Consider the following 22,292-nt stretch of genomic DNA (forward strand, 5'->3'; position numbering starts at 1 on the left):
TCTGGTCCTGCGTCCTCGTCGACGCGTGGAACCGCGAACACTATCACTGCTGCGTGGTACCCGCCTCGACTCTGCGGTGCACGCGGATCTCCCCCGTGCGCGGCGCGCGCGCGAAGGCATCGGACGCGGCATCGAAAGCTTCGCTGCGCTCGACGAACACGGTGGCCAGGCCCCGGCCGCGCCCGCGGGAGGCGCCCCCCGTGATGTGGAGTCCGTGCGTCTCGGCCGTCGCTCCGGGCATCGGAACGCGTCCCAGCGCCTTGCCGAGCAGACCGCCGATGGAGTCGACGTCGTCGTCTTCGAGTTCGAGCCCGAACAGTTCGCCGACCTCATCGAGCCCGAGACGCGCACTCACCCGGTAGCGGCCGTCGCCGAGGTCGACGACCTCCGTGGCGCGGGCGTCGTACTCGTCGGAGATCTCGCCCACCAGCTCCTCGATGAGGTCCTCGAGGGTGACCAGGCCAGACACGCCACCGTACTCGTCGACGACGAGGCACACGTGCACCGCGTCGCGCTTCATCTGCTGCAGCAGGGTCTCGGCCTTCATCGACTCGGGGACGAACACGGCCTTGCGGGCGATGGTGCTCACCGAGACGTTGCGCCACGCGCTCTCGTCGCGGAACGCGAACTGCACGAGGTCCTTGAGGTACAGCACCCCCACGACGTCGTCGGCTTCGTCATCGACGACCGGAAGGCGCGAGACACCGCGGTCGAGGAACAGCGACATCGCCTCGTTGGTGGTGGCCGTGGCATCCACCGACACCATGTCGGTGCGGGGCACCATCACGGCGCGCACGAACGTGTCGGTGAAGTCGAACACCGAGTGGATGAGTTCGCGGTCATCCTCCTCGATGAGGTCCTGGGATGCGGCCTCGTCGACCATGCTGAGCAGCTGCTCCTCAGACGCGAACGAGGCGTTGCGAGAGACACCGGGGGTGAACCGGTTGCCGACGATCACGAGCAGGTGCGCGAGGGGACCGAGCACGATGCGGGCGCCGCGCACGATGGGCGCGGCGCCACGCAGCAGCCCCGCGGCATGCTGACGGCCGGCCGAGCGTGGGCTCGCGCCCACCAGCACGAACGACACCACCGTCATCAGCATCGCGGCGGCGAGCATCGCCCACCAGATGTTGTCGAAGGCCAGCATGAACGCGGCCGTGACGAGCACCGCCGCGGTGGTCTCGGCGAGGATGCGGATGAAGACGACGGCGTTGCCATGGGCTTCGGGGTCGTCGGCGATCTTGCGCAGCGCCCCGGGTGACCGCGACGTGGCGGCGAGTTCCGCGAGCCCCGCGCGACCGGTGACGGCCAGGGCTGCATCGAGGGCGGCCATGAGCCCGCCGAGGGCGACGAGCAGGACAGCCGCGACGAGCAGGAGGATCTCTGTCATGGGCGGGGGCGGCGTCGCTCGGACGCCGCGAAGTCGAGGATCAGCTGCTTCTGCAGGCCGAACATCTCGCGCTCCTCTTCGGGCTCGGCGTGGTCGAAACCGAGCAGGTGCAGCAGGCCGTGCGTGGTCAGCAGCACCAGTTCGTCCAATGTCGAGTGATGCGCGGCCAGTGCCTGCGCCTCGGCGACCTGCGGGCACAGCACGATGTCGCCGAGCAGCCCGGGCGGGGTCGGCATGTCCTCCGTGCCCGGGCGCAGCTCATCCATCGGGAAGCTCAGCACGTCGGTGGGGCCCGGCTCATCCATCCACTGCACGTGCAGCGCCTCCATGGCGCCTTCATCGACCAGCAGGATGGCGACGTCGGCGTCGGGGCTGACGTGGAGCTCGGCGAGGTTGTGCTCCATGAGCCGCAGCAGCACGGTCTCATCGACCGGCACGGCGGATTCGTTGCTGATCTCGATGGTCATGAGTGTCCTCGCTTGGGCAGGTGGTCCCGCGGGCCGGCCGGGCGGTGGCCGCCCCGGCGGTCGACGCGGTTGGCGAATTCGGATGCCTCGTCCCGCTCGCGCCGGTGGGCGAGACGCTCCTCGTCGTACTCCGTGTAGGCGTCGACGATGCGCCCCACGAGCGAGTGTCGCACGACGTCGTCACTCGTGAGCCGCGCGAAGTGGATGTCGTCGATGTCCTTGAGCACACGGGTCACGAGCCGCAGCCCCGAGGTGCCCTGGGGCAGGTCCACCTGGGTGATGTCGCCGGTGACGACCATGCGGGTCCCGAACCCGAGCCGGGTGAGGAACATCTTCATCTGCTCCGGCGTGGTGTTCTGCGCCTCGTCGAGCACGACGAACGAGTCGTTGAGGGTGCGCCCGCGCATGTATGCCAGCGGAGCGACCTCGATCGTGCCGCTGGCCATGAGCTTCGGGACGAGTTCGGGGTCGAGCATCTCGTTGAGCGCGTCGTAGAGCGGCCGCAGGTAGGGGTCGATCTTGTCGGTGAGGGAGCCGGGGAGGAACCCCAGCCGCTCCCCCGCCTCCACGGCGGGACGCGTGAGGATGATGCGGTTGACCTCCTTGCGCTGCAGCGCCTGCACGGCCTTGGCCATGGCGAGGTAGGTCTTGCCGGTGCCGGCGGGGCCGATGCCGAAGACGATCGTGTTCTCGTCGATCGCGTCGACGTAGGCCTTCTGGCCGGCCGTCTTCGGGCGGATGATCTTGCCGCGCGAAGAGAGGATCGCCTCGCCCATCACCTCCGAAGGGCGCAGACCCTCGTCGCGGATCATGCGGTTGGAGGTGGTGACATCGGCCGGGTCCAGCCCCTGGCCGGCGCGGGTCATGGCGATCAGCTCGTCCACGAGCGCACGGGCCGCGGTGACCGCGGCGGGCTCGCCCGAGAGGGTGATCTCGTTGCCGCGCACGTGCACGTCGACGTCGGGGTGTTCGCGCTCGATGACGCGCAGCAGCCGGTCCTGCGGGCCGAGCAGCTGCACCATCGCCACGCCGTCAGCCCAGATGTGCTCGACGGCGCCGTCCGCGGGGGTCTCCTGTGCGTCAGCCACCGACGCTCGATTCCGGCAGTCCTCCGGCGAGCACGTGGGCGTGCACGTGGAAGACGGTCTGCCCGGCATCGGGGCCCGTGTTGAACACGAGGCGGAAATCGCCCTCGGCGTGCTCTGCGGCCAGGCTCGAGGCCAGGCCCACCAGTTCGGCCAGCAGCGCCGGGTCGCCCGCGGCGAGTTCGGCGACGTTGCGGTAGTCCTGCGTCTTGGGGATGACGAGAAGGTGCACGGGTGCCTGCGGTGCGATGTCGCGGATCGCGAACGCGTGCTCGGTCTCGGCGATGATCTCCGAGGGGATCTCCCCGTTGAGGATGCGCGTGAACACGCTCGGTTCGGTCATGGCTCCAGTCTACCGAGCCGAGGGGATCCGGCCCCGGGTGCGCGTGCGCGCGTTCACCACCGGCGGAGCGCCGCGTTGACCAGCGCCAGCGCGGCGGGGCCTGCGGTGGAGGTGCGCAGCACGGTGGGGCCCAGGCGCACGAGCGTCGCGCCGGCGGCATCCAGCGCCTGCAGCTCCTCGGGCGAGATGCCGCCCTCGGGGCCGACCACCAGCAGCACATCGCGGTCGTCGCCGTCGAGGTCGAGCGCGGTGAGGGCCACGGATGCCGTCGGCTCGAGCACCAGCAGGTGAGACGTACCGGCGCGCTGCACCAGCTCCCGCGTCGAGACGACGCCGGTGACCTCCGGCAGCCACGCGCGGTGCGCCTGCTTGCCGGCCTCGCGGGCGATGGTCGCCCAGCGCGCGCGCCCCTTCTCGGCCTTCGCGGAATCCCACCGCGAGATGCTGCGCGCGGCCTGCCACGGCACGACCTCGTCGACGCCGAGCTCGGTGGCCGCCTGCACCGCGAGCTCGTCGCGGTCGCCCTTGGCCAGTGCCTGCACGAGCGCGACGCGGCGTGCGGGAGCGGGTTCGTCGCGGCGTTCGGTGACCTCCACCACGACCTCGCGAGGGGCCACCGACGCGCAGGTGCCGCTCAGCCATGCCCCCCGGCCGTCGCCGAGCGTCACCGCCTCGCCCACCCGCACACGCCGCACTGCGGCGGCGTGGTGGGCCTCTGCCCCGGTGAGGGTGACGACGTCACCGGGGCGGGCCGACCCGGCGGCGTCATCGACGAAGTGCAGCGCCATCGCTCAGCCGCGGAAGCGGTCGCGGAGCTTGGAGAACAGGCCCTGGTGGAACTGGGCCAGCTGGGGACCGGGGGCCTTGGTCTTCTTGGCGAAGTCCTCGATGAGCGCCCGTTCCTTCGCGTCGAGGCGCGTCGGCGTCACCACCTGCACACCCACCCGCAGATCACCGCGCTGCGAACCGCGCAGCGGTGTGATGCCCCGGCCCTTGATCGTCAGCACATCGCCGGACTGGACGCCCGCGCGCACGTCGAGGTCGACGGGGCCGTCGAGGGACTCAATGGTCGTCGACGTGCCGAGGATGGCGTCGGGCATCGAGACCTCCAGGGTCGCCAGCAGGTCGTCGCCGTCGCGGCTGAAGACCTCGTGCGAGGCGACGGTGACCTCGATGTAGAGGTCGCCGTTGGGGCCGCCGGCGGGGCCGACCTCGCCCGAACCGGGCAGCTGCAGGCGCAGGCCCGTCTCGACACCGGCGGGGATGTCGAGGGAGACGGTGCGGCGGGCGCGCACGCGGCCCTGACCCTGGCACGTGGAGCAGGGGAACGGGATGGTCGTGCCGTAGCCCTGGCACACGTTGCACGGCTGGGAGGTGACGACGTTGCCCAAGAGGCTGCGCACCGTGCGCTGCACGTGCCCGGTGCCGTGACAGATGTCGCACGTGGCGGGCTGGGTGCCCGGCTGGCAGCACGAGCCGTCGCACGTCTCGCAGAGCACGGCGGTGTCGACCTCGATGTCGCGGTGCACGCCGAAGACGACGTCGCCGAGCTCGAGGGTCACGCGGACGAGGGCGTCCTGGCCGCGCTCACGGCGCGATCGCGGCCGGCCGCCGCGCGTGCCGCCGCCGGCGGCACCGAAGAAGGTCTCGAAGATATCGCCGAAGTTGCCGAAGTTGCCGGCGCCGGCGCCGAACGCGCTGTCGCCGCCCATGTCGTAGCGGGCACGCTGGTCGGGGTCGCTCAGCACGTCATAGGCGTGCGTGACGAGCTTGAACCGCTCGGATGCCTCTTCGCCGGGGTTGACGTCGGGGTGCAGTTGACGCGCCAAACGCCGGTACGCCTTCTTGATCTCCTCGGCCGTCGCATCGCGCGACACCCCGAGGACGTCGTAGTGGTCAGCCACATTCGCCTTTCGTGCCGCGCGGTGGCGGCGTCGGATCGGTCAGCGGGCGCGCTCGTCTTCTTCGAGCAGCCGACTGAGGTAGTGGGCGACGGCGCGGACCGCCGCCAGGTTCGTGGGGTAGTCCATGCGGGTGGGGCCCAGCAGCCCGACCCGGGCGCGGGACCCGGTCGCGTCGTACTCGCCGGTGATGACGGATGCCTCGGCGAGCCCGAACGGCTCGTTCTCGCGCCCGATGCTCGCCGCCAGACCCTGGTCGTCGGCGACCATCTCGGTCATGAGCCGCAGCAGCGTCACCTGCTCCTCGATCGCTTCCAGCAGCGGATAGATGCTGCCGCGGAAGTCCTGTTCGCGCCGCGCGAGGGTGGCGCTGCCGGCGAGGACCATGCGGTCCTGGCGGAACTCCTCCAATTCTTCGGCGACGACGGCGGCGATTGACCGCACAGCGGCGTCGAAGCTGCCCGGCTGTGCGGGAGAGGCCAGCAGATCGGCGATCGCCTGCGAGCCGACCTGCACGCTGTTGCCGGTGAGCATGCTCGCCAGGCGCGCGCGCACGCGGCTCATGCCCTCGTCGCCCAGGTCGGGAGGCACCGTCGCGATGCGCTGGGAGACGCGGCCGATGTCGGTCACGACGATGACGATGATGCGGCCGGAGCCGAGATCGACGAGTTCGACGTGGGTGACGTTGGCGCGCGAGAACGAGGGGTACTGCACGATCGCGACCTGGCCGGTGAGCCGGGTGAGCGCGCGCACCGTGCGGGAGAGCAGATCATCGAGGTCGCCCGAGCCGTCGAGGAACGAGCCGATGGCGGCTCGCTGGGCGGGAGTGAGGGGGCGCAGCTGCGCGAGGTGATCGACGAAGACGCGGTAGCCCTTGTCGGTGGGAACGCGACCCGATGAGGTGTGCGGGGCGACGATGAGCTCTTCATCCTCGAGCAACGCCATGTCGTTGCGGATCGTCGCTGCCGACACCCCGAAGGCGTGCCGTTCGACGATGGCCTTGCTGCCGACGGGCTCGTGGGTGTCGACGTAGTCCTGCACGATGGCTCGCAGTACCTGCAATCCGCGTTCGCTGACCATGTCACTCCCCTCTGTTGGCACTCGTCATGGATGAGTGCCAATTCTATCGCGGACGGCCGACCGGCGCGTCACGCGGTGAGGGCACGGACCACGGCGTCGGCCAACAGGCGTCCGCGCAAGGTCAGCACGATACGGCCGCGCAGGGCATCGGCGCCCTCGATGAGGCCGTCGGCGATGAGACCGGCCACCGCGGTGCGTCCGTCGGCGGACAGCCGCGCGATCTCGATGCCGTCGCGGATGCGCGAGCGCAGCAGCACGTCTTCGAGCTCCCGCGATGCGGCATCCGGGCGCTCGCGCCCGGCGGCGGGCGACTGACCCGAGCCCACGCGCTGCGCGTACGCGGCGGGATGCTTGACGTTCCACCAGCGCAGGCCCGCGACGTGGCTGTGGGCGCCGGGGCCGAAACCCCACCAATCGGTGCCGCGCCAATAGGCGAGGTTGTGCCGGGAACGATGGTGATCACCCCGTGCCCAGTTCGACACTTCGTACCAGTCGAACCCGGCGGCGGCGAGCGTGCCGTCGGCCAGCTCGTACATGTCGGCCTGCAGGTCGTCGTCGGGTGCGGGGACCTCGCCGCGCCGGATCTGGCGGTGCAGCTTCGTGCCCTCTTCGATGATGAGGGCGTAGGCCGAGATGTGGTCCGGCTCCAGCGCGACCGCGGTCTGCAGTGACCGCCGCCAGTCGTCCAGGGTTTCCCCCGGTGCGCCGTAGATCAGATCGACGCTCACATCGAGTCCGGCTCGGCGGGCGGCCGCGACGGCCGTGGCGACGTTGTCGGGGTCGTGCGTGCGGTCGAGGGCTGCCAGCACGCGCGGGACGGCGGACTGCATGCCGATCGACAGGCGCGTGACGCCGGAGGCGGCGAGCTCGGCGGCGACCGCGTCGGTGACGGTGTCGGGGTTGGCCTCGACCGTCACCTCGGCGCCGGGGACCAGGCCGAAGGTGCTCTGCACGCCGGCGAGCATGCGGCCGAGGTCGCCCGCGGGCAGCAGGGTGGGCGTGCCGCCGCCGAAGAACACCGTCGTGGCGGGGCGGAGCGCGCCGGCGTCGGCGAGCACGCGGCGGGAGAGCGCGACCTCGTGCAGCAGCGTGTCGGCGTACTGGTCCTGACGGGCCCCCTGCAGCTCGCTCGAGGTGTAGGTGTTGAAATCGCAGTAGCCGCAGCGCACCCGGCAGAACGGCACGTGCAGATACACGCCGAAGTCGACCGCGGGGTCGATCGTCAGAGCCGCGGGCAGACTGCCGTCTGTCGGTGCGGGGTCACCGATGGGGAGGGCGGAGACCATCAGGGAGCGGTCGTGTACAGCGGCGAGATGGCGCGCAGGTAGCCGCGGAAGAGCTCGCGCCGGCGGCGGCGCACGAGCGGCGGCAGCAGGCGGTACAGCGGCGAGGTGGGCGCATCGAACGCCCGCACCGTGAACCACACCTCGTCGTTGTCGCGCCACTCGATCATGAACGACTCCTCGCCGCTGACGACGGAGCCCCCCACGGTCCCGAGCGCGTAGCCGATGCGACGCGCCTCCTCGATGCAGAAGATCACGCGCAGCTCGGCATCCGCCCGCTGTCCCTTGACGCGCCCGTGCACGTGCACGGTGGTGCCGGCGCCGACGTACGGGGTGCCGTCGGCGTCGTAGCGCTGCTCGGTCTCGTGGCGGCTGGGCGTGACGGCGTTGCCCTCGGCGTCGAACGCGACGCCCGAGTACATGGGACCGGATGCCGGGCGCACATCGCTCAGCGCGAGCCCTGCCCCGCGCAGCGCCCCCCACGACAGCAGTGCGTCGCCGGCGGTGCGGAAACGACTCTCGCCGCTGCCGATGCGCCACGCCTCTGCCGCGGGGATGCTGCGCTCGGGCGGGTACTGCAACAGATCGGAGGCCTGCGTCGCCCCGACGGCGGCGTAGTCGACCGTCTCGTCTCTGAAGGTCCCGCGGCGCATGGCATCCAGCCTACTTCCTGGCTGTTCGTTGACGGAGTGCAGTTACTTCTTCTCCTTGCCCTCGACATCGCCCGACAGCGCGGCGATGAACGCCTCCTGGGGGACTTCGACGCGACCGACCATCTTCATGCGCTTCTTGCCCTCCTTCTGCTTCTCCAGCAGCTTGCGCTTGCGGGTGATGTCGCCGCCGTAGCACTTGGCGAGCACGTCCTTGCGGATCGCGCGGATGTTCTCGCGCGCGATGATGCGGGCACCGATCGCGGCCTGGATGGGCACCTCGAACTGCTGGCGCGGGATGAGTTTGCGCAGGCGCTCGGTCATCATCACGCCGTAGGCGTAGGCCTTGTCGCGGTGCACGATCGAGCTGAACGCATCGACGGCCTCGCCCTGCAGCAGGATGTCGACCTTGACGAGGTCGGCGGTCTGCGAGCCGGCCGGCTCGTAGTCCAGGCTCGCATAGCCCTGCGTGCGGCTCTTGAGGTGGTCGAAGAAGTCGAAGACGATCTCACCGAGCGGCATGTTGTAACGCAGCTCGACGCGGTCCTCGCTCAGGTAGTCCATGCCCAGCAGCGTGCCGCGGCGGCCCTGGCAGAGCTCCATGACGGTGCCGACGTATTCCTTCGGCAGCAGGATGCCGACCTTCACGACCGGCTCCGACACCTCCGCCACGCGGCCGTCGGGGTACTCGCTGGGGTTCGTGACGGTCACCGTCTCGCCGGTGTCGGTGGTGACCTCGTACGTCACCGACGGCGCGGTGGTGATGAGATCCAGCCCGAACTCGCGAGAGAGGCGCTCGGTGATGATCTCGAGGTGCAGCAGCCCCAGGAACCCGGCGCGGAAGCCGAAGCCGAGGGCGACGGAGGTCTCGGGCTCGTACTGCAGCGAGGCATCCGAGAGCTTGAGCTTGTCGAGCGCCTCGCGCAGTTCGCCGTAGTCGCTGCCGTCGATCGGGTAGATGCCGGAGAAGACCATGGGCTTCGGGTCGGTATAGCCCGGCAGCGCGTCGGTCGCGGGCTTGCGCGCGGTCGTGACCGTGTCGCCGACCTTCGACAGGCGCACGTCCTTCACGCCGGTGATGAGGTAGCCCACCTCGCCGACGCCGAGTCCCTTGGTGGGTACCGGCTCGGGGCTGGAGACACCGATCTCGAGCAGCTCGTGGATCGCGCGCGTCGACATCATCTGGATGCGCTCGCGCGGCTCGAGGTTGCCATCGACCATGCGCACGTAGGTCACCACGCCACGGTAGGAGTCGTAGACGGAGTCGAAGATCATCGCGCGAGCCGGCGCGTCGGGATCGCCCACCGGCGCCGGGATGTCGCGCACGATGCGATCGAGCAGCTCCTCCACGCCCACACCGGTCTTGCCGCTGACGCGCAGCACGTCGTCGGGGCTGCCGCCGATGAGGCCGGCCAGTTCCGCGGCGAACTTGTCAGGGTCGGCGGCGGGCAGATCGATCTTGTTGAGCACCGGGATGATGTGCAGGTCGTTCTCGAGCGCGAGGTACAGGTTCGCGAGCGTCTGCGCCTCGATGCCCTGGGCCGCGTCGACGAGCAGAATGGCTCCCTCGCACGCGGCGAGCGACCGGCTCACCTCGTACGTGAAGTCGACGTGACCGGGCGTGTCGATCATGTTGAGCGCGTAGGTCTGGTCGCCGCCGGCCCACGGCATCCGCACCGCCTGCGACTTGATCGTGATGCCGCGCTCGCGCTCGATGTCCATGCGGTCGAGGTACTGGGCGCGCATGTCTCGGTCTGAGACGACGCCGGTGATCTGCAGCATGCGGTCGGCCAGGGTGGACTTGCCGTGGTCGATGTGGGCGATGATGCAGAAATTGCGGATCTGCTCGGGCGGCGTAGCGGCGGGAGCGAGAGGCTTCAGGGCACGGGGTGACATGTCGCGTCGAGTCTACCGGCGCGCGACTGAACGGCTGTCGTGCGCCGTCTGCGGCGTGCCAGTGCGCAGCGGACCGCACCCGTCCGTTGACACGCAGGACATCGATTCGTGAGAAGAAGTTAACCAATCTGACCCTTGCCCCCGGTGCACCTCGCACCGAATGCTCAATACGGCGGACGGTGTCTGCGCGTATCCCCCGCGCCCGAGCCGCTCGGAGATGACCGTGACCCAACGCACCGCCACCGTGCCCGCGCGCCGCCTCGCGCGCCGATCCGTCGCCGCCCTCGCGGCCTTCGCCACCACCGCCGCGAGCCTCGCCCTCGTGCCGACCGTCGCCTCGGCGGCCGTCTCCGCCGAGGCGCCGGTCGTGATCTCGGAGGTGTACGGCGGCGGCGGCAATGCGGGCGGCGCGGTTAACCGCGACTTCATCGAGCTGGCGAACGTGTCGGATGCCGCCGTGGACCTCTCCGGCTACAGCGTGCAGTACGCCTCCGCCACCGGCGGCAACTGGCAGCTGACGCCGCTCACGGGCATGACCCTGCCTGCCGGAGCGCAGTTGCTCATCGGTGCCGCGGCGGGAGCGGACGCCACCCAGCCCGCGATCACGCCCGACGTCGACGGCGGGCTCGCCCTCAGCGGCAGCCAGGGCAAGGTCGCACTCGTGTCGACGCAGACGCCGCTCACGGGCTCCGCCGGCCTCGTCGACCTCCCCGAGGTCGTCGACTTCGTCGGGTGGGGCGCCGCGAACCACTTCGCCGGCACTGCGCCGGCACCGGCGACGACCAATCCGCAGAGCATCAGCCGCGACGCGGAGTTCGGCAACACCGCCGACAACGCCGCGGACTTCGCGCTCGCGGCCCCGACCCCAGTCGGCCTCGGCGGCACCGATCCCGATCCCGATCCCGATCCAGACCCGGAGCCCGAGCCGGAGGCCGTCGCGATCCGCGACCTGCAGGGAACGACCGACGCCTCGCCGTACGCGGGCCGCACCGTCACCACCAGCGGCGTCGTGACCGCGCACTACCCGACCGGCGGCTTCGGCGGCTACGTCATCCAGACCCCCGGCACCGGTGGCGCGCTGGATCTGTCGACCCATGTGGCATCCGACGCCGTCTTCGTCCGCGCGCCGCAGGCCGCGGGAGAAGTCGCCCTCGGTGACACGGTGCAGGTCACCGGTGTGGTCGGCGAGTACCAGGGGCTCACCCAGATCGAGGTGGCACCGGGTGCGGCGACCGCACTCGAGCCCGCCGCCGCTCCCGCGCCGGCCACCCTCGGCTGGCCGACCGACGCAGCGCAGCGCGAGGCACTGGAATCCATGCTGATCGCCCCGCAGGGCACCTTCACGGTCACCAACACCTACACCACGGGCCAGTACGGCGAGGTGGGTCTCGCCGCCGGCGACGAGCCGCTGCGCCAGCCGACCGACATCGCCCGGCCCGGCTCCGCCGAGGCGGCCGCGGTGGCCGCCGACAACGCCGCGCGCGCGGTCACCCTCGACGACGGTGCGAGCACCAACTTCCTGAACGCCGCCAACAGTGCGCTGACCCCGGCTTACGTCTCGCTCGTCGAGCCGGTCGTGGTGGGTGGCACGGCCGCCTTCGCCGCGCCGCTCATCGTCGACTTCCGCAACGGATCCTGGAAGCTGAACCCCACGACACCGCTCATCGGCGATGGTTCGGGCGACGACACCGTGACCTTCTCGAACCCGCGCACCGCGGCACCGGAGGACGTGGGCGGCGACGTGTCGATCGCGTCGTTCAACGTGCTCAACTACTTCACCACCCTCGGCGCCGACACCCCGTCCTGCGTGGCGTACACCGACCGCTTCGGCGACGGTGTGACCGTACGCGAGGGCTGCGACCAGCGCGGCGCCTGGGATGCCGATGACCTCGCGCGCCAGCAGGCGAAGATCGTCGCCGCGATCGAGCAGCTCGACGCGGACGTGGTGGGCCTCATGGAGATCGAGAACTCCGCTGCGTTGGGTGAGCAGACCGACGAAGCGACCGCGACGCTCGTCGCGGCGCTGAACGTGGCGGCCGGCAGCGACACCTGGGACTACATCGCCTCGTCGGCTGATCTGCCCGACCCCGCGGGCCAGGACGTCATCACCAACGCGATCATCTACCAGCCCGCCGCCGTCTCCCCCGTGGGCGCCGCCCGCGCCCTCGGCGACCAGAGCGGTGACGACCAGGCCTTCGGCAACGCCCGCGAGCCCATCGCGCAGGTGTTCGAGCCGACCGGCGGCGGCGAGCCCGTGCTCGTGGCGGTCAACCACTTCAAGTCGAAGGGATCGGCAGGCCCGTGGCCCGGCGACGCCGACACGGGTGACGGGCAGGGTTCGTCCAACGAGTCGCGCGTGCGTCAGGCCACGGCGCTACGTGACTGGATCACCGAGATCCAGGGCGACGTCGACGCCGTCGCGCTCGTCGGCGACTTCAACTCCTACGGCCAGGAGGACCCGCTGCAGGTGCTCTACGACGCCGGTTATGTCAGCGCCGAGAAGGCGTTCGACGTGGACACGCGTTCGTACAGCTTCTCGGGTCTGTCGGGCTCGCTCGATCACGTGCTGTTGAACGGCCAGGCGCGCGCCCGTGCGACCGGTGCCGACATCTGGAACATCAACTCCGGCGAGGCGCTCGCCCTCGAGTACAGCCGGTTCCGCTCGCACGGCACCGAGTTCTACGCCGACGACGTCTACCGCTCGAGCGACCACGACCCGATCAAGGTCGGGCTCACCGCCGATGCCGCCCCCGTGGCGCTGACTCTGCTCGGCATCAACGACTTCCACGGCCGCATCGACGCCAACACGGTGAAGTTCGCCGGCACCGTCGAGCAGCTGCGCGACGCGGCATCCGGACCCGTGCTCTTCCTCTCGGCCGGAGACAACATCGGTGCGTCGCTGTTCGCGTCCTCCGTCGCGCAGGACCAGCCCACGATCGACGTGCTCAACGCACTTGACCTGCGCTCCAGTGCGGTCGGCAACCACGAGTTCGACCGTGGCTGGGCCGACCTCGAGGGGCGGGTGCAGGATGCGTTCGACGCACCGCAGCTCGGTGCGAACGTCTACCTCGCCGGCACCGAGACCCCGGCTCTGCCGGAGTACGCGCTGCACGAGGCCGACGGCCTCACGGTGGGCGTCATCGGCGCCGTCACCGAGGAGACCCCGTCGCTGGTCTCCCCCGGCGGCATCACCGACCTCGAGTTCGGGGACCCCGTCGAGGCGGTCAACCGTGTCGCGGCCCAGCTGAGCGACGGTGACGCTGCCAACGGCGAGGCCGACGTGCTCGTGGCGCTCTACCACGAAGGCGCCGGAGCGGGCACGCCCGACGGTGCCACGCTCGAGGAGGAGCTCGCCGCCGGCGGACCGTTCGCGGCCCTCGTGAACGACACCGCCGCCGAGGTCGACGCGATCTTCACCGGCCACACCCACAAGGAATATGCGTGGTCGGCGCCGGTGCCCGGTACCGACCGCACCCGTCCCGTCGTACAGACGGGCTCCTACGGCGCGCGCGTCGGCGAGATCACCCTCACCGTCGACCCGAGCACGGGCGAGGTGTCGGCCCACACCGAGCGCAACGTCGCCCGCACCACGACGGCCGACGTGGACCTCATCGCGCAGTACCCCCGTGTGGCCGAGGTCGACCGCATCACGAAGGCGGCGCTGGCCGCCGCGGCCGAGATCGGCAACACCGGTGTCGGCGAGGTCGCGGCCGACATCACCACCGCGCACGCGGGCGGATCGTTCGTCGACGGCGTCTGGACCGGCGGCACCCGCGACGACAGGGCATCCGAATCGGCACTCGGCAACACCGTGGCGAACATGCTGCGCGACTCGCTCGCCGAGCTTCCCAACGGCGCCACGATCGGCGTCACCAACCCCGGCGGCCTGCGTGCCGAGCTCTGGGACACGCAGGCGGAGTTCGGCGCACAGGCCGTGCCGGGGCTTCCCGACGGCACGGTGTCGTTCTCGCAGGCCAACGCGGTGCTGCCGTTCAACAACACGCTGGGTCTCGTGACGCTGACGGGCGAGCAGTTCATGACGATGCTCGAACAGCAGTGGCAGACGAACGCCGACGGCACGGTGCCGCAGCGCCCGTACCTGCAGCTGGGACTCTCGGACAACGTCACGTACACGTTCGATCCCGCGCTGCCTGCGGGCGAGCGCATCACCTCGGTGACGATCGACGGTCAGCCGCTGGACCCCGCGGGTGAGTACCGCATCGGGACGTTCTCGTTCCTGGCGTCGGGCGGCGACAACTTCCGCGTCTTCACCGAGGGTGCGGACTACGTCGACACCGGGCTCCTGGACTACGAGGCGTGGATCGACTACATCGCCGACTCGTCGCCGCTGGCGCCGTCGTTCGCGCGTCACGCGGTGCAGGTGAGCGGTGTTCCCGAGCTCGTGGAGCCGGGGGCGAGCGTGCAGTTCGCGGTGGCCGGCCTCAACCTCACCAGCCGCGGGGCGCCCGAGAACACCGTGCTCTCGGTGGCGCTGGGCGACACCGTGCTCGGCGAGGTCCCGGTCACGGGCGGTGCGGCGACGGTCGCCGTGACCCTGCCGGCGGACGTGCCCGCCGGCGCCGCGGCGCTGACGCTCACCGCACAGCCCTCGGGCACCGTCGTGACCGTGCCGATCGAGGTGGCGGAGCCGGTCGTGCTGGCCGAGACGTCGACCCGTCTCGTGCCTCTCCTGCCGGTGCACGTCAACCGTTTCCTGCCGACGACGCTCGTCGCGTACGTGCAGCAGAGCGGTGCGCGCCCGGCTGGTGTCGTGGAGTTCCGCGAGGGCGGCGCCGACGGCGCGGTCGTCGGGACCGCCACCGTGCGCAACGGCCTCGCGTCGCTGCGACTCGGGACGCTCAGCCGCGGCATCCACACCTACACGGCGGTGTTCGTGCCGGCCGATCCCGGCACCGTGGCGGGCTCGTCGAGCCGCACCGTGACGGTGCGCGCCATCGGCTGATCGGATCGTGCCGACCGGCGGCGGGTGGGGAGCACTCCCCCTCGCCGCCGGTCGCCTCGTAGGCTGAGGGCATGACGGTGCAGGTCGTGCTGGTGCATGGGATCCGCACGTCGGCGAGCATGTGGCGCGCGCAGGTCGCTCACCTCGCCGAGCACGGCGTGACCGCGAATGCGCTCGACCTTCCCGGTCACGGCACGCGCATGTCCGAGACGTTCACCCTCGACGGTGCGTTCGCGACGATCGATCAGGCGGTGCGGGATGCCGCGACCCGCGGGCCCGTGCTGCTGGTCGGTCACTCGATGGGCGGCCTGCTGACGACGGAGTACGCGGGGCGTGAGCAGCGCCCGCCGCTGGCCGGTCTCATCGGGGCATCGTGCACCGCGATCCCGCGCGGCGTGGGCCTTGCCGCTTACCGGCTCATCGCGCGGGGATTCGATGCACTGCCCGGGCGGGGCATGTGGTTCACGCAGCAGATGCTCGCGCGCACCCTGCCGGAGCAGACACGCGCCGATTTCGGCGCCGGCGGCTACGCCTTCGACGCGCAGGACGTGGCGTTGCGGAGCCTGTCGGTTCTCGACCTGCTCACGGCGCTCGGGCGCATCGAGGTGCCCACCTGGTTCGTCAACGGTCAGTTCGACCAGCTGCGCCTCAACGAGCGGCTGTTCGTGGGTCTCGTGCCGGGGGCCGAGCTCATCGTCGTGCCGCGCACCACGCACCTCGTCACCGCGATGCGCCCCGACGTCTTCAATGCGGTGCTGCACCTGGCGATCACGACGATCGAGCGGGACGCACCCGCGCCGTCATGAGCGCGCCCGCGACCGAGCATGCCGCGGCCGCGGCGAACAGCAGCCAGAACCCGCCGACGGCGGCGACCAGCAACGCGCCGATGAGCGGGCCCAGCAGCTGTCCGAGGTTCGCCGCGACGTTGACGATGCCGAGGTCTCGCGCGTGGTCGGCGTCGCTGGGCAGGAGATCGGTCGCCAGCGCCAGGCCGACCGACGTGAAGGCGCCGTAGCCGACGCCCAGCAGCGCCCCGGCGATGAAGGTGGTCCCGTAGGCGGGCGCCACCGCCAGCAGCACGGCTGCGACCGCCTGGATGAGTGCGGAGGCCACCACGATGCCCGTGCGCCGCTGGGTGCGGTCCGACACCCAGCCGCCGGCGACCGAGGCGAGGACCACGAACACCGTGTACACGAGGATCAGCAGCAGCAGGTCGTCTTCGGCCCCGGCGGCGGGGCGACGGAGGCCGTAGAGCAGGAAGAACAGCAGCAGCGCGGTGCCGAGCCCGTTTCCGACGTTCACGACGAGGCGTCCCGACACGACCCAGAGGAAGTCGGGGTCGCGGAGGGCCGCGAAGCGGTGGGTGCGGGTGCTGTCGGGGTGGGCGGGGGTCGCCGTGTCGGTGTCCGGGCGGTGGGCGCGGTGACCGCGTGCCGGCGGGACGTCGACCACGGGGTCGGGCAGCAGCAGCGCCGCCGCCGTGCCGACGACCGCCATCAGGGCGGCCAGCAGCAGATAGCCCGTGACGATGTCGAGTTGCAGCAGTGCGATCACGCCCACCCCGACGACCAGCCCGAGCGCCTGCGCGGAACCGACGGCGCCCGATGCGGCGCCGCGCTGGGTGGTGAGCTGGTCGGCGATGAGGGCCGTGAACGCGGCGGATGCCGCGGCGAAGCCGACGGACACCCCGATCCACGCCGCGCCGATGAGCCAGGGCCCCTCGGCGAACGCGGTCGCGACGAGCGCTGCGGCGGCCAGCCAGCTGCCACCCAGCGCCCAGGGGCGTCGGCGGCCGAGACGCGAGCGCGTGCGATCCGACAGGGCGCCCGCGATGGGACCGACCACGATCGCGGCGACTCCCCCGGCGGCGAGCACGATCCCCGACCAGATCACGCCTGAGATCCAGCCGTCGGCGTCGTCAGGTGTGTCCAGCTGCAACGGGAGCAGCAGCTGGATCGGTACGAGCTGCACCGCCCACAGCGCGAGCCAGGCGAGCGTGAACAGGGTGAACCAGCCCGCGCCGACGCGCGGGCGGGGTGGGGTGGGGTGCGTCATCCCAGTCCTCCCCCGGCTTCTCGGCCGGGCGGCGAGCCGGTCGGGTGCCGGCGCGACCGATCATGCCGCACCGGCTGCCCCTCGCGCGAGGGGTCGCGCGTGACGGGCTGACGCCCCGGACCTGCTAAACTCGCTACTTGACTTGCGTGTGGGCTTCCACTCTCACACGACCGTCGGGCGGCATCCCTCTACTGGTGCCCGACATTCCACCGATCACTCCGAACGAAAGATACGTCGAACGTGGCGAACATCAAGTCGCAGATCAAGCGCAACAAGACCAACGAGAAGGCGCGCGAGCGCAACAAGGCCGTCAAGAGCGAGCTGAGGACCGAGGTGCGTCGCACCCGCGAGGCCATCGCCGCAGGCGACAAGGCCGCAGCCGAGAAGGCTCTCGCCAAGGCGGCGAAGAAGCTCGACAAGGCCGTCAGCAAGGGCGTCATCCACGAGAACCAGGCGGCGAACCGCAAGTCGGCCATCGCCAAGAAGGTCGCCGCGCTCTGAGCGCAGCCGTACCGAAGGCCCGTCCCCACGCGGGGGCGGGCCTTCGTCGTTCCCGGGCCGCGCCCCGCAGCCAGGGCTGCTCCGGTGTCGCTGATGGCGGGTGTTCCCGCGCCGCACTATGCGTAACGGCCACCCGAACGGCCCCCGTGACGGCGCCCGGCGGGTCAGCGGCTCGTCCGGTGTCGCTTGTGGTGGGTGTTAGCGCGCGGGACTGTGCGGAAGCGACACTCGAGCGGCTCCGGCGCGCGCGGGAGCGCGGGCGCGCGGGAGCGCGGGAGCGCGGGCGGGGTGCGCGGGAGCGCGGGAGCGCGGGCGGGGCGCGCGGGCCCGCGGGCGGGCGGGTGGGTCAGGAGCCGAAGGGCTGCCGGGTCGCGATCACGGTGACGAGACGCTCGACGGCGAACACGGCATCGCGGGAGCCGCCCTTGACCTCGGCATCCGCGCGTGCCGCCGCCTGGATCGCCATACCCAGCGACGTCTCGTTCCAGCCCATCAGGTCACGGCGGGCACGATCGATCTGCCAGTCCTTGAGCCCCAGGCGCCCGGCCAGCGCCGACGACGACTCGCGGTGACCTGCGACCCGCGCCATCGTGCGCAGCTTCGACGCGATCGCGGCGACCATGGGGACGGGGTCCGATCCGGATGCCAGTGCCTGCCGCAGCGCCAGCAGCGCCTCGCCGTACCGGCCGGCGATGGCGGTGTCGGCCACCGCGAACGCGGAGGTCTCCACGCGGCCGCCGTAGTACCTGGTGACGATGGCCTCGGTGATGTCGTCGGGGACGTCGGCGATGAGCTGCTGGCAGGCAGCTGCGAGCTCGGTGAGATCGTCGGCGAACGCCGAGACGAGGGCACGCAGGGCGGGCGCCGCGATGCGCTTACGTGCGGCGGCGAACTCCCCCGCGGCGAAGTCGTAGCGGTCGCTGTCGCGCTTGACGGCGGGGCATGCGACCTCGACGCCGCCGCCGGTGCCCGCACGGATCGCGTCGAGCAGCTTCTTGCCTCTCACGCTCGACCCGGTGTGCCGCAGCACGACCGTGGCACCCTCCTGCGGATGCTCGAGGTATGAGATCGCCTCGGCGAGGAACGTGTCGGAGCACTTCTCGACCCCCGACACGCGCACGAGACGCGGCTCGCCGAACAGCGACGGCGACGTCACGCCCAGCAGCGTGCCGGCCGTGTAATCGTCGGCGCGGATGTCGGTGACCTCGAGGCTCGGATCCTCGGCGCGCAGATACTCGCGGAGGCCGGCGATCGCCCGCTCGGCGCAGACCTCTTCGGGGCCCGACACCAGCACGATCGGTGCGGGTTCGGGATTGCGCCACGAAAGCTGACGGATCTTGCTCGCCGCCGCCTTTCCCGCGGGCTTGCGTGCAGGGGGTCTGCGCGCGGGAGGTGCCATGCATCCAGCCTATCCCGGGCCGCCGACACCGCCGCCCGGCGGAGCGCGCTCGCGCCACACCGCGATGCTCCCTTGCTGCACGGCGACCACGATGACGCCGTCGCGGTCGGTGCGGGCGGTCGAGGCGCCGACGGATGCCAGCACGCGCAGGATCTCGGCACGCGGATGCCCGTAGTCGTTGTCCACACCGACCGTCACCAGGGCGACGACCGGCTGCAGCGCTCGGTACAGTTCGTCTGCCTGGTCGGCACTGCCATGATGGGCGACCTTGACCAGCTGATAGCTCGAGCGCAGCTCCCCCGACGCCAGCAGGGCGCGCTGCGGTGCAGCCGACAGGTCGCCGAGGAACAGGCTCGAGGGCATGCCGCCCCCGACCATCTCGATCACGACCGATGCGTCGTTGCCGGGAAGGAACGCCGAGCGCGCGGTCGGCCAGAGCACCCGCCACTGGGCATCCCCCAGCTCGCCTCGGAGACCCACGGTGGCATCGACCAGCTGCGCACCGCCGTCGGCGAAGCGCCGCAGGGCCACCTGCGCCGCGGCATCCGGGGCCGGTCCGTGCAGGACGACATCCGCACGACCGGCCACCGCCGCGAGCCCGCCGACGTGGTCCGCGTCGAAGTGGGTCAGCACGAGCAGATCGATCCGGTCGACCCCGAACCGGCGCAGGCAGTCCACCAACGGTTCCGGGTCAGGTCCCGTGTCGATCAGCGCGATGGCACGGGCCGAGCGCACGAGCACGGCATCGCCCTGACCGACGTCGCACGCCGCGACGGACCACGCCGTCGGCACGGTCGCGGGCGCCAGCACGCTGGACAGTGCGACGCCGCCCGCCCCGACCCCCAAGAGTACGGCCAGGCCTGCCGCCGCCAGCGCGCGGGTCGCTCGCACCGCGGGGGCGCTGCCGCGTGCGATGAGGACGACGCTGATCGCCGCGCTGACACCGGCCAACGCGGCGACGCCCCACCCGCTGTCGAGCCAGGGCATGCTCGCCCCGGGCAGACTCGCGACCGTGTGCGCTGTGCCCGCGATCCACGTCGCGGGGAGCCAGGCCACCGCCGCGAGGCCCGCTTGCAGCACCGGGATGGGAGCGGCGAGACACGCGGCGAGGCCGACGATGGTCGCGATCGGGGCAGCGGGTGCCGCGAGCAGGTTCGCGGCCACGCCGTAGAGCGGCACCGACGGCTCCACGATGATCAGCAGCGGACCGCAGGCGAGCTGCGCCGCCAGGGGCACCGCGAGGGCGAGCGCGAGGGGGCGCGGCATGAAGCGTGCGATCCCTTCGGCCAGCGGACCGCCGAGCAGCAGGAGGGATGCCGTGGCGGCGACCGAGAGCGCGAAGCCGATCTCCCCCGCGAGCCATGGATCGCCCACGAGCAGCACGACCACCGCGAGACACAGCAACGACAACCCCGCTCCGATGCGGCCGAGCAGCACCCCGAGCATCGCGACGGCCGCCATGACCGCCGCCCTCGCGACGCTCGGTTCCGGTGTCACCAGCAGCACGAAACCGCCGAGGGCCGCGAGCGCGATGATGACACGGATGCTGCGTGGCGCACCGCAGGCCGCAGCGGCCGCGAACGCGATGCCGACCACGAGCGCGCAGTTGGCGCCGGACACGGCGGTCAGGTGTGACAGCGACGATGCCTTCATCGCGGCATCGAGCTCGGTCGACACCGACGCCGTGTCACCCACCGCCAGACCTGGGACGAGTCCGGAACCGGGCGGTGGCAGATCGTGTGCGGTCGCGACGAATCGTTCGCGCAGGTGAGCTGCCGTCGCCAGCACCCCGGTCGGCGGCGTCACCACGTTCAGGCCGGTGGTCGCCTGCACGACGAGCACCGACCGCTCCCCCGGGTCGGCACGGAACGCGGTGCCGAACACCTCCACCCGCGCGCCCGGCGCGAGGTCTTCGAGGCCGCGGACATCGCCGGGCGAGACCCGTATGGTCACCGGCAGTGTCACGGCGTGGGCGTCGGTGCCGACGCTCACGCGGTCGGCTATCGCGTCGAAGCCCAACCCGCGCGCGGATGGTTCGACCTTGCCGGTCACCGTCGCCATCACGCTCAGCGCGCGGCCGCCCGTCACCGACAGGTGATCGATCGTGCGGCCGGGCTGGGCGAGCGCGAGGTGCGAGAGCACAGCGGCCGCCCCCGCGCAGGTGAGCGCAGCCACCGCGGCCGTGGTGCGCAGCGCGTGGCGTCGGGATGTCGCCGCCAGGGCGAGCGCACCGAGACAGACCGACCAGGCGACGAGCGCCACCGACGCGGCATCCGGAGCGGCGCGCGCATCGGCGAGCAGGGCACCGACCAGCGCCGCCGCCCACGCCCCCGCCGCGACCGGCACCAGACGCAGGTCGCGCCGCCGCGCCCGCCGCGCGTTCACACCGTGACCAGTTCCCGGAGCGCCGCGAGCATCTTGTCGCCGATGCCCGGCACAGCCAGCAGATCGTCCACGCTCGTGAACCGGCCGTTCTCATCGCGCCAGTCGATGATGCGCTGCGCCATGGCCGGCCCGATGCGCGGCAGGGTGTCGAGGGTCGCGATGTCCGCGGAGTTGAGGTTGACCTTGCCGCCGGGTGCGGTGCCGGGGCCTCCCGCGCCCGGGGCGAGCTCGGGTGGCGGTGCCTCGCCGATGACGGGCACATGCAACTGTTCACCGTCACTGATGACGCGCGCGAGATTGACCGCCGCCTCATCGGCGGCGTCCCCGAACCCGCCCGCGGCCGAGACCGCGTCCACGACGCGGGCGCCTTCGTCGAGACGGTACAGCCCCGGAGTCGTCACGGCACCCGAGACATGCACGTAGACGGGGGCAGCGGCGGGGGATGCGGCAAGAGCGGCATCCGTCTCGCTGATCGTGATCGTCTCGACCGGGGCGGTCGTCGTGCGCAGGATGCCGACGGCGACGGTGACCGCCAGTGCGGCGATCACGACGACCGTCACCGCGCCGACGCCGAGGCGCCGACGGGCGCGCGGTGCAGGATGCTCGCCGGTCACGCGGCCACGCTAGGCCGGGCGGGGCGGGCTCAGGATGCCGGTTGGCGGCATCCGTGGAGAGTTCGTGAGAACAGAGCCCGGTGGAGACGACGGCGGGCTGCCCTGCCGGGGCGCACCGCCGTGAGTCCGCGTCGCCGCTTCTTCGGAGATGTCCGCTTCTTCGGATCGAAACCGCCTGGCGGCTCCGAACTCGTGCAGATCTCCGAAGAAGCGGCGAAGGGAAGCCGCGACGCACCCCTCAGGACGACGACGGGGCCGCGGCACACCAGCCGCGACCCCG

General features: G+C 71.5%; 17 protein-coding genes. 3 read left to right on the forward strand and 14 right to left on the reverse strand.

Translation table 11 applies throughout. The features are described 5' to 3' along the window. Positions 1–43: 43 nt before the first annotated feature. The 10 genes from H9651_RS13550 to lepA all read right to left on the reverse strand — a co-directional run bounded on the left by H9651_RS13550 (position 44) and on the right by lepA (position 10,095). Positions 44–1,390 (reverse strand): hemolysin family protein, encoded by a 1,347-nt coding sequence (locus H9651_RS13550; RefSeq protein WP_191719864.1) that lies wholly within the window; start codon positions 1,388–1,390, stop codon positions 44–46. Next, on the reverse strand, positions 1,387–1,857 hold the full coding sequence (ybeY, locus tag H9651_RS13555) for an rRNA maturation RNase YbeY (RefSeq protein WP_191719865.1): 471 nt from the start codon (positions 1,855–1,857) through the stop codon (positions 1,387–1,389). Before ybeY ends, H9651_RS13550 begins: the two co-directional genes overlap by 4 nt. Continuing rightward, on the reverse strand, positions 1,854–2,879 hold the full coding sequence (locus tag H9651_RS13560) for a PhoH family protein (protein WP_225216803.1): 1,026 nt from the start codon (positions 2,877–2,879) through the stop codon (positions 1,854–1,856). The genes ybeY and H9651_RS13560 overlap by 4 nt, the downstream gene beginning before the upstream one ends. A 58-nt stretch (positions 2,880–2,937) precedes the next feature. After that, positions 2,938–3,285 (reverse strand): histidine triad nucleotide-binding protein, encoded by a 348-nt coding sequence (locus H9651_RS13565; RefSeq protein ID WP_191719867.1) that lies wholly within the window; start codon positions 3,283–3,285, stop codon positions 2,938–2,940. Between the two features lie 53 nt (positions 3,286–3,338). Further along, positions 3,339–4,073: a 16S rRNA (uracil(1498)-N(3))-methyltransferase gene (locus H9651_RS13570; protein ID WP_191719868.1), complete on the reverse strand. Its 735-nt coding sequence runs from the start codon at positions 4,071–4,073 to the stop codon at positions 3,339–3,341. Between the two features lie 3 nt (positions 4,074–4,076). Further along, positions 4,077–5,189 (reverse strand): molecular chaperone DnaJ, encoded by a 1,113-nt coding sequence (dnaJ, locus tag H9651_RS13575; protein ID WP_191719869.1) that lies wholly within the window; start codon positions 5,187–5,189, stop codon positions 4,077–4,079. A gap of 39 nt (positions 5,190–5,228) precedes the next feature. Continuing rightward, positions 5,229–6,266, reverse strand: coding sequence for a heat-inducible transcriptional repressor HrcA (gene hrcA, locus H9651_RS13580; protein WP_191719870.1), 1,038 nt, complete (start codon positions 6,264–6,266; stop codon positions 5,229–5,231). Positions 6,267–6,334: 68 nt separating this feature from the next. Continuing rightward, positions 6,335–7,552 carry a radical SAM family heme chaperone HemW gene (gene hemW, locus H9651_RS13585; protein WP_191719871.1) on the reverse strand — a complete coding sequence of 406 codons (1,218 nt, stop codon included), beginning with the start codon at positions 7,550–7,552 and terminating at the stop codon, positions 6,335–6,337. After that, positions 7,552–8,202 (reverse strand): DUF1990 family protein, encoded by a 651-nt coding sequence (locus H9651_RS13590; RefSeq protein WP_191719872.1) that lies wholly within the window; start codon positions 8,200–8,202, stop codon positions 7,552–7,554. The genes hemW and H9651_RS13590 overlap by 1 nt, the downstream gene beginning before the upstream one ends. Positions 8,203–8,244: 42 nt before the next feature. Then, positions 8,245–10,095 carry a translation elongation factor 4 gene (gene lepA, locus H9651_RS13595; protein ID WP_191719873.1) on the reverse strand — a complete coding sequence of 617 codons (1,851 nt, stop codon included), beginning with the start codon at positions 10,093–10,095 and terminating at the stop codon, positions 8,245–8,247. 223 nt (positions 10,096–10,318) lie between these two features. Between lepA and H9651_RS13600 the strand changes: the two genes are divergently transcribed. Next, positions 10,319–15,058, forward strand: coding sequence for an ExeM/NucH family extracellular endonuclease (locus H9651_RS13600; RefSeq protein ID WP_318244881.1), 4,740 nt, complete (start codon positions 10,319–10,321; stop codon positions 15,056–15,058). A gap of 71 nt (positions 15,059–15,129) precedes the next feature. Next, on the forward strand, positions 15,130–15,864 hold the full coding sequence (locus tag H9651_RS13605; RefSeq protein ID WP_191719874.1) for an alpha/beta fold hydrolase: 735 nt from the start codon (positions 15,130–15,132) through the stop codon (positions 15,862–15,864). On the opposite strand, the gene H9651_RS13610 is transcribed toward H9651_RS13605, so the two are convergent. Continuing rightward, a complete protein-coding gene (locus tag H9651_RS13610) occupies positions 15,827–17,113 on the reverse strand; it encodes an MFS transporter (RefSeq protein WP_191719875.1) in 1,287 nt (428 codons plus the stop codon). The genes H9651_RS13605 and H9651_RS13610 overlap by 38 nt on opposite strands. A 240-nt stretch (positions 17,114–17,353) precedes the next feature. Here H9651_RS13610 and rpsT point away from each other — a divergent pair, with 240 nt between their 5' ends. Further along, a complete protein-coding gene (gene rpsT, locus H9651_RS13615; RefSeq protein WP_191719876.1) occupies positions 17,354–17,614 on the forward strand; it encodes a 30S ribosomal protein S20 in 261 nt (86 codons plus the stop codon). A gap of 346 nt (positions 17,615–17,960) precedes the next feature. Here the strand turns inward: rpsT and holA are convergent, their stop codons facing one another. Genes holA through H9651_RS13630 form a run of 3 tightly spaced genes read right to left on the reverse strand, consistent with a single transcriptional unit; the run spans position 17,961 to position 22,012 of the window. Then, a complete protein-coding gene (gene holA, locus H9651_RS13620; protein WP_191719877.1) occupies positions 17,961–19,013 on the reverse strand; it encodes a DNA polymerase III subunit delta in 1,053 nt (350 codons plus the stop codon). Between the two features lie 9 nt (positions 19,014–19,022). Continuing rightward, positions 19,023–21,398: a ComEC/Rec2 family competence protein gene (locus tag H9651_RS13625; protein ID WP_191719878.1), complete on the reverse strand. Its 2,376-nt coding sequence runs from the start codon at positions 21,396–21,398 to the stop codon at positions 19,023–19,025. Further along, on the reverse strand, positions 21,395–22,012 hold the full coding sequence (locus H9651_RS13630; protein ID WP_318244882.1) for a helix-hairpin-helix domain-containing protein: 618 nt from the start codon (positions 22,010–22,012) through the stop codon (positions 21,395–21,397). Before H9651_RS13630 ends, H9651_RS13625 begins: the two co-directional genes overlap by 4 nt. Positions 22,013–22,292: the final 280 nt, after the last annotated feature.

Origin of the sequence: Microbacterium pullorum, assembly GCF_014836535.1 — a bacterium.
GTDB lineage: Bacteria > Actinomycetota > Actinomycetes > Actinomycetales > Microbacteriaceae > Microbacterium > Microbacterium pullorum.

What these genes read in the sequence shown, in the direction of transcription:
- H9651_RS13550 (WP_191719864.1), bottom strand. Translation starts at nt 1,390, where the DNA reads ATGACAGAGATCCTCCTGCTCGTCGCGGCTGTCCTGCTCGTCGCCCTC.
- ybeY (WP_191719865.1), bottom strand. Translation starts at nt 1,857, where the DNA reads ATGACCATCGAGATCAGCAACGAATCCGCCGTGCCGGTCGATGAGACC.
- H9651_RS13560 (WP_225216803.1), bottom strand. Translation starts at nt 2,879, where the DNA reads ATGGTGCAGCTGCTCGGCCCGCAGGACCGGCTGCTGCGCGTCATCGAG.
- H9651_RS13565 (WP_191719867.1), bottom strand. Translation starts at nt 3,285, where the DNA reads ATGACCGAACCGAGCGTGTTCACGCGCATCCTCAACGGGGAGATCCCC.
- H9651_RS13570 (WP_191719868.1), bottom strand. Translation starts at nt 4,073, where the DNA reads ATGGCGCTGCACTTCGTCGATGACGCCGCCGGGTCGGCCCGCCCCGGT.
- hrcA (WP_191719870.1), bottom strand. Translation starts at nt 6,266, where the DNA reads ATGGTCAGCGAACGCGGATTGCAGGTACTGCGAGCCATCGTGCAGGAC.
- hemW (WP_191719871.1), bottom strand. Translation starts at nt 7,552, where the DNA reads ATGGTCTCCGCCCTCCCCATCGGTGACCCCGCACCGACAGACGGCAGT.
- H9651_RS13590 (WP_191719872.1), bottom strand. Translation starts at nt 8,202, where the DNA reads ATGCGCCGCGGGACCTTCAGAGACGAGACGGTCGACTACGCCGCCGTC.
- lepA (WP_191719873.1), bottom strand. Translation starts at nt 10,095, where the DNA reads ATGTCACCCCGTGCCCTGAAGCCTCTCGCTCCCGCCGCTACGCCGCCC.
- H9651_RS13605 (WP_191719874.1), top strand. Translation starts at nt 15,130, where the DNA reads ATGACGGTGCAGGTCGTGCTGGTGCATGGGATCCGCACGTCGGCGAGC.
- H9651_RS13610 (WP_191719875.1), bottom strand. Translation starts at nt 17,113, where the DNA reads ATGACGCACCCCACCCCACCCCGCCCGCGCGTCGGCGCGGGCTGGTTC.
- holA (WP_191719877.1), bottom strand. Translation starts at nt 19,013, where the DNA reads ATGGCACCTCCCGCGCGCAGACCCCCTGCACGCAAGCCCGCGGGAAAG.